Source organism: Serratia sp. Res13-Sevr-LER1-36-b (genome assembly GCF_015673035.1).
In the GTDB taxonomy this organism is placed as follows: Bacteria; Pseudomonadota; Gammaproteobacteria; order Enterobacterales; family Enterobacteriaceae; genus Chania; species Chania fonticola_C.
Window position 1 is genome coordinate 24,941 of the sequence record NZ_JADACK010000018.1, and the last position, 17,092, is coordinate 42,032.

General features: G+C 56.0%; 13 protein-coding genes. All 13 read right to left on the reverse strand.

All coding sequences use genetic code 11. The annotated features are described in order from the left end of the window. Position 1 precedes the first annotated feature (1 nt). Positions 2-1,096: an acyl-CoA desaturase gene (locus tag IMQ33_RS11845; RefSeq protein ID WP_196061477.1), complete on the reverse strand. Its 1,095-nt coding sequence runs from the start codon at positions 1,094-1,096 to the stop codon at positions 2-4. Next, on the reverse strand, positions 1,089-2,207 hold the full coding sequence (locus tag IMQ33_RS11850; protein ID WP_065684247.1) for a sterol desaturase family protein: 1,119 nt from the start codon (positions 2,205-2,207) through the stop codon (positions 1,089-1,091). Before IMQ33_RS11850 ends, IMQ33_RS11845 begins: the two co-directional genes overlap by 8 nt. After that, complete coding sequence (locus IMQ33_RS11855; RefSeq protein ID WP_196061476.1) at positions 2,204-2,821, reverse strand: phosphatase PAP2 family protein; 618 nt, start codon at positions 2,819-2,821, stop codon at positions 2,204-2,206. Before IMQ33_RS11855 ends, IMQ33_RS11850 begins: the two co-directional genes overlap by 4 nt. After that, on the reverse strand, positions 2,818-4,104 hold the full coding sequence (locus IMQ33_RS11860; RefSeq protein WP_196061475.1) for a F390 synthetase-related protein: 1,287 nt from the start codon (positions 4,102-4,104) through the stop codon (positions 2,818-2,820). Before IMQ33_RS11860 ends, IMQ33_RS11855 begins: the two co-directional genes overlap by 4 nt. Then, on the reverse strand, positions 4,101-4,907 hold the full coding sequence (locus IMQ33_RS11865; protein WP_196061474.1) for an MBL fold metallo-hydrolase: 807 nt from the start codon (positions 4,905-4,907) through the stop codon (positions 4,101-4,103). The genes IMQ33_RS11860 and IMQ33_RS11865 overlap by 4 nt, the downstream gene beginning before the upstream one ends. Beyond that, on the reverse strand, positions 4,900-5,916 hold the full coding sequence (locus IMQ33_RS11870) for an NAD(P)-dependent oxidoreductase (protein WP_161712433.1): 1,017 nt from the start codon (positions 5,914-5,916) through the stop codon (positions 4,900-4,902). Before IMQ33_RS11870 ends, IMQ33_RS11865 begins: the two co-directional genes overlap by 8 nt. After that, positions 5,913-6,920 (reverse strand): 3-oxoacyl-[acyl-carrier-protein] synthase III C-terminal domain-containing protein, encoded by a 1,008-nt coding sequence (locus tag IMQ33_RS11875; protein WP_161712432.1) that lies wholly within the window; start codon positions 6,918-6,920, stop codon positions 5,913-5,915. The genes IMQ33_RS11870 and IMQ33_RS11875 overlap by 4 nt, the downstream gene beginning before the upstream one ends. Before the next feature lie 369 nt (positions 6,921-7,289). Beyond that, entirely contained in the window at positions 7,290-7,967 is a 678-nt protein-coding gene (narI, locus tag IMQ33_RS11880) for a respiratory nitrate reductase subunit gamma (protein ID WP_024485415.1), read from the reverse strand. A gap of 2 nt (positions 7,968-7,969) precedes the next feature. Further along, positions 7,970-8,692, reverse strand: coding sequence for a nitrate reductase molybdenum cofactor assembly chaperone (gene narJ, locus IMQ33_RS11885; protein ID WP_065684241.1), 723 nt, complete (start codon positions 8,690-8,692; stop codon positions 7,970-7,972). Continuing rightward, a complete protein-coding gene (gene narH / locus IMQ33_RS11890) occupies positions 8,689-10,233 on the reverse strand; it encodes a nitrate reductase subunit beta (RefSeq protein WP_065684240.1) in 1,545 nt (514 codons plus the stop codon). The genes narJ and narH overlap by 4 nt, the downstream gene beginning before the upstream one ends. Then, positions 10,230-13,991, reverse strand: a complete 3,762-nt coding sequence (locus IMQ33_RS11895; protein WP_098930724.1) for a nitrate reductase subunit alpha — start codon at positions 13,989-13,991, stop codon at positions 10,230-10,232. The genes narH and IMQ33_RS11895 overlap by 4 nt, the downstream gene beginning before the upstream one ends. 396 nt (positions 13,992-14,387) lie before the next feature. Next, the gene (locus tag IMQ33_RS11900) at positions 14,388-15,134 is read right to left on the reverse strand and encodes a winged helix-turn-helix domain-containing protein (protein WP_196061473.1); all 747 of its coding nucleotides are present in this window, start codon (positions 15,132-15,134) and stop codon (positions 14,388-14,390) included. Positions 15,135-15,665: 531 nt separating this feature from the next. Further along, positions 15,666-17,063 carry a NarK family nitrate/nitrite MFS transporter gene (locus IMQ33_RS11905; protein WP_024529759.1) on the reverse strand — a complete coding sequence of 466 codons (1,398 nt, stop codon included), beginning with the start codon at positions 17,061-17,063 and terminating at the stop codon, positions 15,666-15,668. Positions 17,064-17,092 lie beyond the last annotated feature (29 nt).

Sequence of the window (17,092 nt, forward strand, 5' to 3'; positions counted from 1 at the left end):
TTCATCGCGGCTGTTGCCCCATCGTGCGTAGGAAGCGTTGCTGCTGTTGCAACAGTTCGCGATAGCCGATGCAGCGATAATCCATGGCATAGCGTGGCGCGAGTTCAGCCAGGATGGCGGCCAACGCGGGATAATGGCGGTGATTCCAGCCGGGGAACAGATGGTGGGTGAGATGATAATTCAACCCGCCGGTCAGGTGATGCAGCCACTTTGGCGAGGTTTCCCAGTCGCAGGCGGTGGCAAAGTTGTGCCGATACCAGCCCTGCGGCATTTGCCCCCCCTCTGGCACCGCGTAAAACTCGGCCTGCGCCCAGTGGGTACCCAACAGTAAGAACACCACCAGCAGCGAGGCCAGCATCTGGCTCAACAGATAAGCGATCAGCACCGTTTGCCAGCCGATACCGTGTTGCTGGCAAACCACCAACGGGATCACCAGCACCACCACTATGTGGCACAGTTTGCTGGCAATAAACACCGCCCAGCCCTTGCGCCCGGCCAGTACACCCTCGGTGGCCAACGGGGTTTTGCCCAACCGGTCTGACCAATCAAACACCAGCGCAATATAGGGCAGCGACAAGGCAGCAATCAGCGGCCAGTAAAGGTGCTGATAGCGCATGTGCGCTCGCCATTGCTGGAACGGTGTCTGGCGGAAAAAGCCGTTCTCTTCGGTGTCCAGATCGTAATGTTCGACGTTGGCATACACATGGTGATAGCTGACGTGCCGTGTCCGCCAATAGTCCGGATCGACCCCCAGCGGGATCGTCACCAAACGCCCCGCCAGGCGATTCACCCAAGGAGTGCGGGCGAACGCGTTATGCGATGCGTCATGATTGACGTTAACGTTCAGCAACATGCCCATCATGACAAAGGCAAAGTAACACAGCATAAACGCCAGCCCCTGCTGCTGCATCAGGCTGAGCAGGTAAAACCCCACGCACAACAACAGCAGGACGATAGCCTTGACCCAACGGGCCACATCGGCAAAGCGGTGATCGTCACGGCCGCTCAGATAAGCATGGGCCCGACGTTTCAGTTCACGATGAAACGCCTGTTCCCCATCCGCAGGGAAAGAGAGTGGCGGCAGAGAGTCAGCCATGGGCCGCTTCCTCCTGGCGTCCCCAGCCCGCGGCGACGGCGCAGCCATGCACCGCAATGCCGCAAGTCATCAGCCACCAGTAAGGTTGGTGCCACCCCAGCGCCAACAGCAACAGCAGTGGAGCGGCCAACGCCACCAGTAACCAAACCTTGACGCCCCAGCTACGGCCTTCGGCAATCCCCCCCAGCGCTACCGCGCCTACCGCCAACAGCATAAACAGTACCGCCTGCTCGCCGGTCAGGCCGTTGTAGCCATATCCAAAGCGATACACATAACCCAGCACCAGGGCGAACAGCAGCAACGCACCACTCACCATACACCACGCGGAGCTGCGGAAACGGGCGCTATTGGCCGAAGGTTTGTAAGGCAGCTTGAAGTAGCGCAAAAACGGCTGATTGCTGGCCCAGAACGGATTAACCGAAGATTTCTCCCCGCGTACGCCATAGGCAAAAGGCTCGGTTGGCAGCGACGGGCCAAAGGTGCCAAACAGCTTGTCCCAGAAGATAAAGCTGCCGCCAAAATTACGGTTGGAATAGGCCAGATCGTTGACGTGATGCACCCGATGGTGCGCCGGGGTAACAAAGATTTTTTCCAGCCAGCCCAGTTTTGGGGTCAGCGCATTATGGTTAAACAGCTGAATGCCGTAGTGCAGGATCGAAACGGTGATAAACACCGAAAGCGGCACACCGGCCAACGCCAGCAGCATAAAGAACGGGATCGACGTTAATGACGAATACCACGAGTTACGCACGCCCAACGAAAGGTTGAAATGCTCGCCCTGGTGATGCACCACATGCACCGCCCACAGTAAACGGAAACGGTGATGCAGACGGTGTAACCAGTAAAAACCAAAGTCCCACGCCAGCAGGGCAAACAGCCACACCAGCGCAACCGGCCAGCTATCGACCAGGCCCAGGCTGAAATGGGTCGCCACATAGCCATAGCAGAAGATCTCCAGCCCCCGGAACAGCCACAGCATGATATGCCCGGAGTTGAGGTTGAAGATCACATCGTGCCAATCAACGCTGCCCCGGTTGCGCTTTTGCAGCCATAGGGCTTCGCCCAGCACCACGCACAGCATAAAGACTATCGGTATTACCAGATCGGTCATGGTCGTTCTCCCTGACGAAAATCACTGACAATCCATCGAACATGCTGGCAGGCATAGCCGACGGCCATGGCCAACACCGCTCCACTGAACAAATCCACCAGCAGGTGACGGCGCAGTTGCAGAATAGAGAAGGCAATCGCCAGTCCCCAAACCGACAACAGTACACTGCGCCATTTTTTCCGACTGTCCGCCACGGCCCACACCGCCAGGGCCGTCAAGGCTATATGCAAAGAGGGTAAGCAGTTTTGTTTTGAATCAATCCCGATCAATGCCGCCAGCATGGTGGAGCTGAGTGAACTACCGTGATCGACCGGGTAGTCCATCGTCGTCGGCCACAGCAGATAGATGGCCCCCGCAACAATAGCGGCAAGCTGCATCGAGCTTCTAAGCCATTTGATCCGGCTCAGCGGGCACAACAGATAGCATAGCGGAACGATCAGGAAAAAAGACAGGTATAACCAGATAGCGTGCGGGCTAAAGGGAATTGCGCGATCCAGCCAACTCGGCGTCAGCTGATAACCCGCTCCTTGCCATCGGTCAGTGCTGTTATAAATCAGGCCAACAAAGCCCCAGCCCAGCAGCATTTGCCATAGGCGATAGATCACCTCTTTCATGATGCCTCCGGCAAACGCACGATGCGACGGCGTTTGGCATCGAACTGCGGCATGATGCTCTGTGCGGTCAGTTGCCACTCCAGTTGCTGCACCGCGATACCTTGCTGGGTAAACAGCACCATCAGGTGCTGCTGACAATGTTCCAGCTCGGCAGGGCTACAGTCGGCCATCAGATGCAGCCGCTGGCTAGACAACTGGGTTAGGCGATAATCCGCCACGGCGGGTAACGCGTTGGCAATCACACGGCGGCATAGATCGGCAAAGACTCGCTGCGCTGTGCCCTGCAATCCTGGCAGCAAGAGTTGATCGTCACAGCGCCCTTCAATCCGCTCCAACGCCATGCTGGCCTGGCCGCATGGGCAAGGCTCCGCACGCCGCACCAGAATATCATCCAGCCGATAACGCACGATCGGCTGCGTACGGCGCGTAAAATCGGTGATCAGCGGGGTAAATCGCTGCTCATCGATCCACTGCGGTTCCACGTGAATAAACTCTTCGTTCAGATGTAAGGTGCCGTGGCTACAGGTGGCTGCCAGAAAACCTTCGGTGGCCTGATAGACTTCACCTACGTCGGCAAATACCCGCTTTAGCAGTTGGCGATCCTGCGGCTCCAGCACCTCGGCCACCGAGATCACTTTCTTCACCCGCAATTGCAGTTCGCCCCGTTCAACTGCGTTAGCCAACGCGCACAATACCTGCGCAGGTGCGACCACGATGGTGGGTTGCTCCCGCTCAATCTGCGGTAAGTGCTCGGCAAAGGGAGCAAACAGATCGTAAAACGTCAGGCTCAACCAGCGGTTGTTGACGCTGTGATACAGATTGTTGTCCGCACGCAGAAACAGCGCGACCCGCTCACCGGCAAACACCCCTTGCGGCAACATTTTGGCCAGCATCCCGCCAGCCCAGATCTGCTGTTCCTGCGGGCTGACCACAAACACGCCTCGTCGCCCGGAGGTACCGGTCGATAAACCTACGCTGTATTTGCCCACTTTGGGGGTAAAGTCACGATCGGTTTCGTTGCGCCGGGCACAGGCCAACATCGCCTCCAGTTGCAGCCCAGCGGTATTCATCCGATCAAAATGCGTCATCATGATCGCTTTGTCCATTTCTGGCCATTCGCTCACGGGTAACAGACAGTATGGCCGGAAATAGGGGCTATACGCCAATACCCGACGGGCGAAGCGTTTTAACTGACGCGCCTGGTAAGCCTCCAGTTCTGCCCGTTCGGTGAAATGCAGCCTGCGCGCTCGCAGATAGTGCCACAGCGTCATCAGCGGGATCATAAATCCCCCTCATGGCACAGCAGGATCTCCGCCGCGCCGCCGTGATGCAGTTGGTTAAGCGCCTCAAGGGTTTGGTAGTAGCTACGCGGATTATCCATGATCAGGTTCGCCAGCCGTGAAGGACCACGCAGTTGCTGGTAGTTCAGCGGCGACCAGGCGGCATCGCTTGCCAGCAGCGTCCAGCCCGCGTCGGTTTGGACAAAGGCACCAAGATGGCCCGCCGCATGGCCTGGCAGAGGCACAATGAGGATTTGCCCTTCGCTGCCTGGTAGTGCATACCCCTGCTGGAACGGTGCCAGTTCGGCTGGCAGACTCTGTAGCGGGAATGACTCCACAAACTGCAATGCGGATTCAAACTCCTCGGGGATCAACCCCGGTATAAAAGCCCGCTTCAGGGCGGCAAAGCCACGCAGCTCACGAGTTTGCTGCCAGCCCTCACCGGAACAAATCATCTTGAGGCGGCTGAAATCACGCAGGCCAGCGATATGGTCAGCATGAAAATGGGAAATAATCACCGCCTCAATATCACCCACGCCTACCCCCCGGCTACGCAACTGCTCAAGCAGCGCCTGCTGTGGGCTGAAATAGACCGGGGTAATCTGGCTATACAACCGGAAAATACCGCTGGCGGTGTACTGTTGGAAATAGCTGGCATAGCCGGTATCCCATAGCCAGCGACGTTCGCCCACCTCCAACAGGTAGGCACGGGAGGGGAATTTGCAGCTACGCATCGGCGAGCCACGCAGCGCCATGCAGCCAAGGTGGGTGCAATAGCCGATTTCGAAGGTGGTGATGTTAGCCATGCGCCGCCATCCCCTGCTGTTTCATCCATTGCCCGGTCAGCTCAATCCCCTGCTCCAGGCTATAACGTGGCCGGTAGCCCAGATCTTCAATCGCGCGGCTGTTATCCAACGTCATATCAAAATAGGCCGCCGCCGCGCTGTAGCGCGTCAGCATAGGCTCTTTGCCGGTAAAATGGGCTATCAATTCCATCCCCCCTGCCACCGCCCACAGCAGCCGGTAAGGCAATGCCTGCACCCTATATTGCCAGCCTAGCTGCTGGGCCAGCAGTTGGTGCAGCATATCCTCCAGCCGCTGTGGCTGTTGGTTGGTGATGTTATAAATGCCGCCGGAAGGCAAATTCGCCCGGTTGCTGGCCAGATCCATCGCATGCACTACGTTGAGCACAAAGGTCAGGTCCAGATAGGCTTTACCGCCGCCGGGCAGGCGCAGAGTACCTTTATCACGCTGCATCTGGGCCAGGATCCTGGGTACGATCACTCGGTCATGCGGGCCAAACAGGCCGCGCGGGCGCAGGATCAGGTAGGTGGTTTGCGGATAGCGATGCAGCAGCGCGCTGATGCTCTGTTCGGCAGCATACTTGCTGGCAGCGTAATGATTGGCAAACCGGCGGGCAGGTTCACCTTCGGTGATGTTGTGATGATGCCTGAAATCAAAATAGATCGCCGGCGTCGAGATATGGATAAAGCGTTTCACCCCGCAGCGCCCGGCAGCTTTGGCGAGCTTTTCCGTAACATAGGTGTTGGCCTGGAAAAACGCCTTGCGATCGCCCCACGGGGAAGATTTGGCGGCACAATGCCAGACGATATCATACCCCCTCATCAGCTGTTCGCACTGTTCCATCCCGGCACGGGTCAGATCCAACGGGGTAAACTTTGCCCCCAGTGCCACCAACTCACGGCCAACGGCCTCATCACGCCCGGTAGCATGCACCTGATGCCCGGCAGCCAACAGCCACTCGGCCGCATTGCGCCCTAACCCACTGGTCGCCCCGGTTACCAAGACTTTCATGGCAGCAGAACCATGCCGCCCAGGGTCAGCCCAGCAGCGGTACCGATCAACATTACCGGCTGATTGGCATTCAGCCTGTCGGTGATCGCCGCCTCGTGCAGCGCGGAAGGAATTGACGCCGCCACCTGGTTGCCCCGGTAACGATAGATATCCACCAACGCCTCTGGCGCTACATGCAGCCTTTTGCGCATATGTTCCAGCGAGAGATGACTGGCCTGGTGCGGGACCACGGTGGCGATTTGTGTCAAGGTGAGCCCTGCGGCGCTCAGCAAGCGCTCAAGGTAGCCTTCTATCAGCGCCGAAGCCTGGCGGAACAGCTGCTTGCCCTTCATATGGAACAGGAAATCGCTGTCGTTCATCCCGGCGCGCGGGTTACAGCGCGTGCCACCGGCGCGGATTTCACACAAATCGCTGCCTTCCGGGTAGGTTTCCATCAGGTAGGACAAAATACCGCTGCGCCCATCGCCGCGCTCCACAATGGCACAGGCGGCGCCATCGCCAAAAATCAGTGAGGACTCTTCATCTTCCCAGTCGATACCGCGCGAGGCGATATCGGCGGAGACAATGGCAATTCGCCGGTAAACGCCTGTGTTGAGAAGCCCAGCCGCCACCTGCAATGCGCTAATGAAGCTGACGCAGCTGGTATTGATATCAAAACCTGCGGTACCTGAGGGTAAGCCAGCGATTTTAAGAATATGCGCGGCACTAAAGGGTAATGCCTGTACGGAAATAGCCGAAGCCGAGATCAACAGATCGATGGAGTCACGCGGGATAGCATGGCGAGCCAACGCATCATCCAATGCGGCGACGGCCAGTTCGGCCTGGCTGGCCTGATTGCTGGCATGAAAGCGATGAATAATCCCCGAGCGTTTTTCTACATAGCCGACGTGTTTGTTCAATTGTCGATCCAACGCCGAAGATTCGATGCAGCCAGGAGGCAACGCCGCACCGGTCGCGATGATTTTCAGCGGCAGGACGGGGTGGGACAGGTTATCAATGGTCATAGGTGTTCAGTCTGCTTATCCCTAACTCGTTTGGCTTAGCATCCAGCGTAATTAATCAAACCATTTACGCTCTTTTGATCTAGCCCTTATTTAACATCAGCATAATGAAAATCCTAACAGGAAATTTTACTGATTGATTCCGTTCGCTTAACTAACCTGGTAAACCATGCCGTTAACCTAATGGCACAGCCTAGATCAACGCCGAAAAGAGATCTATAAGAATAAGCTGTTTGGCCTGGTTCGGGGAGGCTAAGGCAGGCCAGAATCAAAGACTGAGTCAACGATAAAAGGGTATTGGTTAAGCGGCAATACGAGGGAAATAGAACAGCGGCAACGTCCAAAGACCTTGCCGCTGGATAACGTGGGGAATTAACGGCGGTTACGTACCAACTGGTAGCGGCGAGTCAGATATTCCACCGGCACGCTCCAGATATGCACCAGACGGCAGAACGGGAATATCAGGAACAGGGTCATGCCCAGCACGATATGGATCTTGAATATCAGAGCAACCCCTTCCAGGTGTTGAGCTGCACCGCCATGGAAGGTCACCACCGCTTGCGCCCAGGCGACCAACTTCAGCATCTCGCTACCGTCCATGTGTTGAGCAGAGAACGGAATGGTCAACAGCCCCAGGCACACCTGCACGACCAGCAACGTCAGGATCAGGATATCCCCCACGCTACTGGTGGCGCGGATACGTGGGTTGGTCAAACGGCGCTTTAATAACAGCACACCGCCCACCAACATCATCACGCCACAGGCCCCACCGGCAAACATCGCCATTTTCTGTTTCACGGCGATCGGCAGGAAAGATTCATACATCCAGTGCGGCGTCAGCATGCCAAGGAAGTGCCCGGCAAAAATGCCCAGAATGCCAATATGAAACAGGTTAGAGGCCAGCCGCATGCCCTTTTTATCCAGCATCTGGCTGGAGCCAGCACGCCAGGTGTATTGCCCGTAGTCGTAACGCAGCCAACTGCCGATCAGGAAGATCGCCCCGGCGATATACGGATAGATATCGAAGAAGAAAAGCGTCAGAAAGTGCATGATTAGCGTCCTTTGGTTGCCGTGGTCATTGAACCCACATCCAGATACTGTGGCGCCACCGCCCCAGCAAAGCGCCGCTGGTGGGTGGCCTGCTGCGCCGAAGCACAGCCTTGCTCACCCAAAAACTTGATCTGTTCTTCTTCCCAGACGGCATCCAGAGCCTGTGGCGTGTCGTCACGTGTTTCACCAGCAACTTGTGGCTGTAAACTTTTGGCTGCAACGCCACTAGCAGACAACACCAGCAGCAGATCGAACAGCACCGCATACGGGCTGTGACGCTGCTGCAAACGAGCACCCAGCAGAGCCAGAATGGGGGCGATATCCTGCAATCCGCCCTGAGCTTCCTCTTTGTTGCGGCTAGCCAGATACTCCAGATACAGCGGCAGGAAGTCCGGCAGTTCGCGGCTGTCGATCTCCAGCCCGGCTTCGCGGTATTGCGCCATCAGATCGACCATAGCCTGGCCGCGATCGCGGGATTCACCGTGAACATGCTCAAACAACAACAGTGAAGTCGCACGGCCGCGATCGAACAGCTCGCAATACTCCGCCTGCACATCCAGCAACGGACGGGCACAGAAGCGGCGGATAAACAGAATCAACTGGGCGCTGTGATGCAAGTCCAGTTCACAGGCCGGTTCCAGGGCTTCCACCAGCTCTTGCTGATGGTCAAACAATTCCTGCTCAGGATAATCCAGCAGGCGGGCAATAATTCGCAGAGCGATCATGAGGCATCCTCCTTGCGCGGGGTTTTCTGCGTCACGTCGATGGCATCGATGCGGCGGCTGTTGAACAGGTTGAATTTGCTGTCACTGCCGTGGCAACCGTCGCCAAAGCTGAAGCCACAGCCTTTGCTTTCCGGGAAGGCTTCGCGCGCCAGTTCACGGTGGCTGGAAGGCACGACGAAACGATCTTCGTAGTTCGCGATCGCCAGATAGCGATACATCTCTTGCGCCTGCGCCTCTGTCAGCCCCACCTGCTCCAGCGCACTGGTGTCCACAACGCCGTCCACGGTTTCTGCCCGCTTGTAGTGGCGCATCGCCAACATCCGTTTCAGCGCCAACAGCACCGGAGCGGTATCCCCGGCGGTCAACAGATTCGCCAGATATTGCACCGGGATGCGCAGGCTTTCGACATCAGGCAATACGCCGCTGTGGGCCAACTCACCGGCATCCGCAGCCGACTGGATCGGAGACAACGGCGGTACATACCACACCATCGGCAAAGTGCGATATTCCGGATGCAACGGCAGCGCCAGCTTCCAGTCCATCGCCATCTTGTAAACCGGCGACTGCTGCGCAGCCTCAATCACCCCTTGCGGGATACCGTCTTTCAACGCTTGCTCAATCACCGCCGGGTCGTGCGGATCGAGGAAGATATCCATTTGGCTCTGATACAGGTCTTTATCGTTCTCTGTCGCGGCCGCTTGTTCAATGCGGTCGGCATCGTACAGCAGCACGCCGAGATAGCGGATACGCCCCACGCAGGTTTCCGAACAAACGGTCGGCTGGCCAGCCTCAATCCTTGGGTAGCAGAAGATGCACTTCTCGGATTTGCCGCTTTTCCAGTTGAAGTAGATTTTCTTGTACGGGCAGCCGGTCAGGCACATCCGCCAGCCGCGGCACTTATCCTGATCGATCAGCACAATGCCGTCTTCGCCGCGTTTATAAATCGCACCGCTCGGACAAGTCGCCACACAGGCCGGGTTCAGGCAGTGCTCGCACAGGCGTGGCAGATACATCATGAAGGTGTTTTCGAACTGGCCGTACATCGCCTTCTGCATGTTGTCGAAGTTTTTGTCTTTGGCACGTTTGTCGAACTCACCGCCGAGGATCTCTTCCCAGTTTGGGCCGCTTTCGATCTTGTTCATCCGCTGGCCGGTGATCAGCGAGCGCGGACGGGCGATCGGCTGATGCTTGCCCTGCGGGGCGGTATGCAGGTTCTGGTAGTCGTAATCGAACGGCTCGTAATAATCGTCCAGCGCGGGAACATCCGGGTTGGCAAAGATCTTCGACAGCAGGCCAATGCGGTTACCCATGCGCGGCTCCAGCTTGCCGTTGATTTTGCGTATCCAGCCGCCCTTCCATTTGTCCTGATCTTCCCAGGCGTTGGGATAGCCGATGCCCGGCTTGCTTTCCACGTTGTTGAACCAGGCATATTCCATGCCTTCGCGGCTGGTCCAGACGTTCTTACAGGTCACCGAACAGGTATGGCAACCGATGCACTTGTCCAGGTTGAGTACCATGCCAACTTGCGAACGAATTTTCATTTGGCTTTCTCCTGCTGGCTGCCCTGCGCGTAGTCGTTACCTTCGCCGTCTAACCAGTCGATATGGTCCATTTTGCGCACCACCACAAACTCATCGCGATTCGAGCCTACGGTGCCGTAGTAGTTAAAACCGTAGGCCAGCTGCGCATAGCCGCCGATCATATGGGTCGGTTTAGGGCACACGCGGGTCACCGAGTTGTGGATCCCGCCGCGCTGGCTGGTGATTTCCGAGCCTGGAATGTTCACGATACGTTCCTGCGCGTGATACATCATGGTCATCCCCGAAGGAATACGCTGGCTGACCACCGCACGGGCGGTAAGCGCTCCGTTGGCGTTGAAGGCCTCGATCCAGTCGTTATCTTCAATGCCCAGATCTTTGGCATCGTCCTCACTCAGCCAGACGATTGGCCCGCCGCGTGACAGGGTCAGCATCAGCAGGTTGTCGCTGTAGGTGGAGTGGATGCCCCACTTCTGGTGCGGCGTCAGGAAGTTCAGCGCCTTCTCTTTGTTACCGTTTGGCTTTTTATTCAGCAACGGCTGCGCGGCACGGGTATCGATCGGCGGGCGATAGACCAGCAGGCTTTCCCCGAAGGCACGCATCCACTCGTGATCCTGATAAAGCTGCTGGCGGCCACTCAGGGTGCGCCATGGGATCAGCTCATGCACGTTGGTGTAGCAGGCGTTGTAAGAGACGTGTTCATCCTCCAGACCAGACCAGGTAGGGCTGGAGATGATCTTGCGCGGCTGGGCCTGTATATCGCGGAAACGGATCTTTTCGTCTTCCTTGTTCAGCGCCAGATGGGTGTGATCGCGCCCGGTGATGTTGCTCAGCGCCTGCCAGGCTTTCACCGCCACCTGCCCATTGGTTTCCGGTGCCAGCGAGAGGATCACTTCCGCCGCATCGATAGCACTTTCGATCTTAGGCCGCCCAACTGCCGGGCCTTCGGTCTTCACGTAGTTGAGCTTTTTCAGGAAGTCGACTTCAGTCTGGGTGTTCCAACTGATTCCCTTCCCCCCGTTGCCAAGCTTGTCCAGCAGCGGACCGAGCGAGGTAAAGCGCTCGTAGGTCGCGGGATAATCGCGTTCGACCACCATGATGTGTGGCGCGGTTTTACCCGGGATCAGCTCGCACTCGCCTTTCTTCCAGTCTTTCACGCCGTAGGGCTGTGCCAGTTCGGCGGCGGAGTCATGCTGGATCGGCAGCGTAACAATGTCGGTTTCCTGGCCCAGATGGCCAACGCACACCTCGGAGAACGCTTTGGCGATACCCTTGTAGATCTCCCAGTCGCTCTTGGAATCCCAGGCAGGATCGACAGCCGCAGACAGCGGATGAATAAACGGATGCATGTCCGAGGTATTCATATCGTCTTTCTCGTACCAGGTGGCGGTAGGCAGCACGATGTCGGAATACAGGCAGGTGCTGGACATGCGGAAATCAAGCGTCACGACCAGATCCAACTTGCCTTCGCCGCCGTTATCCAACCACTCGACTTCCTGCGGTTTTACGCCGCCCTGCTGGCCCAAATCCTGGCCCTGGATGCCATTCTCGGTCCCCAGCAGGTATTTGAGCATGTATTCATGCCCCTTGCCGGAGGAGCCCAGCAGGTTGGAGCGCCAGACGAACAGGTTACGCGGGAAGTTTTGCGGGTTATCCGGCTGTTCGGCAGCAAAGCGAACGCTGCCCTGTTTGAGGCTCTCCACGGTGAAATCCAGCGGCGTCTGACCGGCCGCTTTGGCCTGAGCGGCCAGATGCAGCGGGTTAGTGTCCAGTTGCGGTGCCGATGGCAACCAACCCATGCGTTCAGCACGCACGTTAAGATCGATCAGGCTGCCAGCAAACTGACTCTTGTCCGCCATCGGTGACAACAGCTCTTCGGTGCCGACCGTTTCGTAACGCCATTGGCTAGAGTGGTTGTAGAAGAACGAGGTGCTGTTCATATGGCGAGCCGGCCGTTGCCAATCCAGGCCAAAGGCCAGCGGCATCCAACCGGTTTGTGGGCGCAGCTTTTCCTGACCGACATAGTGCGCCCAGCCGCCGCCGCTTTGGCCAACGCAACCGCAGAAGATCAACATGTTGATCAGCCCGCGATAGGTCATGTCCATGTGATACCAGTGGTTGACACCGGCACCAACGATAATCATCGAGCGGCCGTGGGTTTTCTCGGCGTTTTCGGCAAACTCCCGCGCAATGCGGATGATGTTATGGCGTGAGACGCCGGTGATCTGTTCTGCCCAGGCTGGTGTATAGGCTTTGACTTCATCATAACCGTTGGCGCAGTTGGCATCATTCAGGCCACGATCCAGGCCGTAGTTAGCCAGCGTCAGGTCGTAGACGCTGGTCACCAATGCCTGGCTGCCGTCCGCCAGTTGCAGGCGTTTTACCGGCAGTTTGTGCAGCAGGATGTCGTCCAACGCCACGCTGTTGAAATGCTCACTCTCGGCACCGCCAAAGTATGGGAAGCCAACGTCAACCACCTCATCATGGCTACCTAGCAGGCTGAGTTGCAGCTCCACATCCTGCTGGGCTTTACCCTCACGCTGTTCCAGGTTCCATTTGCCCTTCTCACCCCAACGGAAACCGATAGAGCCCTGCGGCGCCACCAGTTCACCGCTGGTCTGATCCAGCGCGACGGTTTTCCACTCGGGGTTGTTTTCCTGGCCAAGGCCATCCACCAGATCGGCGGCGCGCAGCAGGCGGCCAGCGGCGTAATAACCTTCGGTACGCGGCTCCAGCAACACCAGCATCGGCATATCGGTATAGCGACGGACATAGTCGCGGAAATAACCAACTTCACGATCCAGATGGAACTCTTTGAGCATCACGTGGCCCATCGCCAGCGCCATTGCGCTATCGGTACCCTGTTTCGGGTTCAGCCACTGGTCGCATAGCTTGGCCACTTCCGCGTAGTCTGGCGTCACTGCGACGGTTTTGGTGCCCTTGTAGCGAACCTCGGTGAAGAAGTGGGCATCCGGGGTGCGCGTTTGCGGCACGTTGGAGCCCCAGGCAATGATGTACGAGGAGTTGTACCAGTCGGCGGATTCCGGCACGTCGGTCTGCTCGCCCCAGGTCATCGGCGAGGCCGGTGGCAAATCGCAGTACCAGTCGTAGAAGCTCAAGCAGGTACCACCAATCAGCGATAGGTAACGGGCCCCCGCCGCGTAAGACACCATCGACATCGCCGGGATCGGCGAGAAGCCGATAATACGGTCCGGGCCAAAGGTCTTGGCGGTATAGACGTTGGAGGCAGCGATCAGTTCATTGACTTCCTGCCAGCTGGAGCGGACAAAACCACCGCGGCCACGAGCCACTTTGTAGCTTTTGGCTTTTTCCGGGTCGGAAACGATCGAACCCCAGGCATCAACCGGATCGCTATGCAAGGCTTTAGCCTCGCGCCATAGCTTGATTAGGCGTTTGCGCATCAGCGGATATTTCAGGCGGTTGGCGCTGTAGAGATACCAGGAATAGCTGGCACCGCGTGGGCAGCCACGGGGCTCATGGTTGGGCAAATCTGGACGGGTACGTGGATAATCAGTCTGCTGGGTTTCCCAGGTGACCAGGCCGTTTTTCACATAAATTTTCCAGCTACAGGAGCCGGTGCAGTTAACACCATGGGTGGAGCGCACCACTTTGTCGTGCTGCCAGCGGCTGCGGTAACCGTCTTCCCAATCGCGGTTGGTGTTTAGCGTTTGGCCATGGCCGCCAGAGAAAGGTTCGGCCAACTGCTTGAAGTAGCGGAACCGATCTAGAAATTTGCTCATCCGGAGTTCTCCTGAAGGCTCGTTACACTCGAATTTCAAGCCGCAGCTTGAAAGACGACGGGTATGTTGTTGTAAGAAGTTGCCAAGTGACATTGCTCAATCTGCGGCCAAGGCTACTGATGCTCTGCCGGGCGTAACTTGATTGCGATCAAGGGAATCAGTGAGGGAAAACGTGGGGAAAGGTGAAAATACCACTAAAGGATGATCGTTAAAAATAACGCTATCCAACTGTAATAAAACAAGAATAATAGATTTACAGGGATAAGCACCTGGCGAACCTCCTGAAACGGAAATTTGGGGGTAGTGGCGGTAAAACGGATGTGTGAGCGAGCTTAATCGGGATAATCTTGCGCAGTTTAATACTTCTATCTTAAACAGCTTGAAGGGGGATCCCTGCTAACGAGTGCGGCATTCAACCCGCATTTCCTTTTCATTCCCTGCCAGATACACGCAGTTCAGCGCCTGGGGATTAACACCAGGGGAGGTGTCTAATGAAAAAGAAAGGACCATACGAGGGCTGTTGGGCTGCTCATACTGTATTGCAGGCTTGGTTCGGCTGCCCAATGCATAGGATAAAAGTGAAACCGTCAACAATGCAATAAACGCCGCCAGATACTTCAATATTCTGCCCCACGGCGTTAACGTGTTTCGCCTGGAATCAACCAAAGCCGTTTCGCTTAATATCGGACTCATGAGGGAATAACCTTCCGACACCGTTGCATCTTCAATAATTTCATCGGCCATATGATTTAATTTACCCTCAGACAGATCACGATTGAAAGTTTCAGCATCATCATTCCCAGGAATAATCTCCGTAGCGACGGCAGATTCCCCTGTCGATATAAAGTTAAAAATCGTTTTATCTTCCACCTTATAACCAAGACGAGGAATGGTTCTGATGAGAGCATGTTCCGTGTCGCCAATTTTCTGGCGAATGGACTTAATCGTCTGATTTATTGTCGAGTCTGAGCAATAGGTGCCTTTCCAGATAGTCTCAATGATTTCTGAGCGGCTCACCAACTCAGGCGACCGGTTAACCAGCAGGGAAAGGATCTGAAGCTCTTTCCAACGCAGGCGTGAACGCTGCCTGGAGGGGAGCAAAACATCAAAATTTATGATTTTTATTTCCTTTTCAGCGTCCACTTTTCATTTCCCTTATGAGTTCACAGCGTCCTCATTTGTATAGACATATGAAAAAATGTTCAAGAATTTAAATATAAAGTCAGTGAAATAGACTTAATTTATATTTCACCTGTTTTTCACAACTTTGTGAAATCATGCAACTCAACGAGAAAAACTCACTTCTCTCCTGGTCCATGGGCAATTCAGATATTAATACCTCGCACCAAGGATTTGGGGCTTTCTTTTCTGATGACACCGTGGACATCAAGATTTAACAACAGATAAGCATGGAATCATCTTATAACAACTCAACAAAATAAAGGCGGCATTAATATATACCCGAGAAATGCCAAGTGTCGGTAATATTACACAGTGTGGTTCTGGCAAGATAGCGATGAATTCACCGATTGGCTATCAGTGAAACAACGTGTAGGAATTGAGAAGCAAAACACTCCCCGGCAAGCGGGGAGTGTCAGATTACTGACAGGCAAATGGGTAGGCGTCCATATGTTCGACCGAAGGGATGCCGCAGGCTGCCTCCGCTTAACTAAACTAGCGTGAAACCTTTTTACGGCCGTAAACACCCCAGGTCACCACGACACACAGAATATAAAACACCAGGAAGATCTTCATCGCCCCAGCCGGTGAGCCAGTCAACGCCAGCGAAGTACCAAATGCCTTGGGAATAAAGAACCCCCCCGCTGCACCAATCGCCGAGATAAAGCCCAAAGCCGCAGCCGAATCGGTTACTGCCTCGCGCTGTGCCAACTCATCGCTTCCTCCTTCGGCTTTCACTCTGTCCACGGTGATTTTACGGAATATCACGGCGATCATCTGGAAGGTCGAGCCGCTGCCCAACCCGGCGGTGAGGAACAGCACCATAAACACGCCATAGAAAGCCATGAATGAACCCTGATGATCGCTACCCGGCAAGGTCATGAACAGCAAGGCAGCGAAAATAGCCATGACTATAAAGTTCAGCAGCGTCACACGAATACCGCCAAAACGATCGGAAAGCGCCCCACCCACGGGACGAGCCAGCGCCCCAAGGAACGGCCCGAAGAAGGCATAATGCAGGATCACCACGTCCGGAAACTGGGTTTTCGCCAGCATGGCAAAACCGGCAGAGAAACCAATGAAGGAACCAAAAGTTGCCAGATACAGCAGGCTCAAAACCCACAGATGCCCCCGTTTGAGTACCGGCAACTGTTGGCGCAAAGAAGCCTTTGAGGCGGCCAAATCGTTCATACCGAACCAGGCCGCCAGCGTTGCCACCAGCAGGAAAGGCACCCAAATCCAGGCGGCGTTTTCCAACCACAGCTGGCTGCCGTCTGGCTGTGTCTGCCCAGTGCCACCCAGGAAGCCAAACATGGCGAGCGAGATGGCTAACGGAGCCACCAGTTGCATCACGCTAACACCCAGATTTCCCAGACCACCATTCAGCCCCAACGCGCCACCCTGCTTCGCCTTCGGGAAGAAGAAGCTGATGTTCGCCATGCTGGAGGCAAAGTTGGCCCCAGCAAACCCACACAACAGCGCAATAATGATAAATACGTTGAATGAGGTGGTCGGATCCTGCACCGCATAACCCAGCCACAGGCAAGGTACCAGCAGGAAACAGGTGCTGATAGCCGTCCAACGGCGGCCACCAAACATCGGGATCACGAAGGAATACGGCACGCGCAGGATCGCGCCGGAAACCGAAGGTAATGCGGTCAACAGAAACAGCTGATCGGTGGTGAAGTTAAAACCCACCTTGTTCAGATTAACCGCCACGGCGCTGAACAGCATCCATACGCAGAAGGCGAGCAACAGGCAGGGTATGGAGATCCACAGGTTGCGGCGGGCAATGCGGTGCCCACTCTGCTGCCAGAATTCGCTGTTCTCAGGTTGCCAGTCCTGAATAACCGCACCCGTTTTTTTTGCTAAAGGCGTTGCAGATTGCGACATAATAACCTCAGAAACACGGTGATAACTGC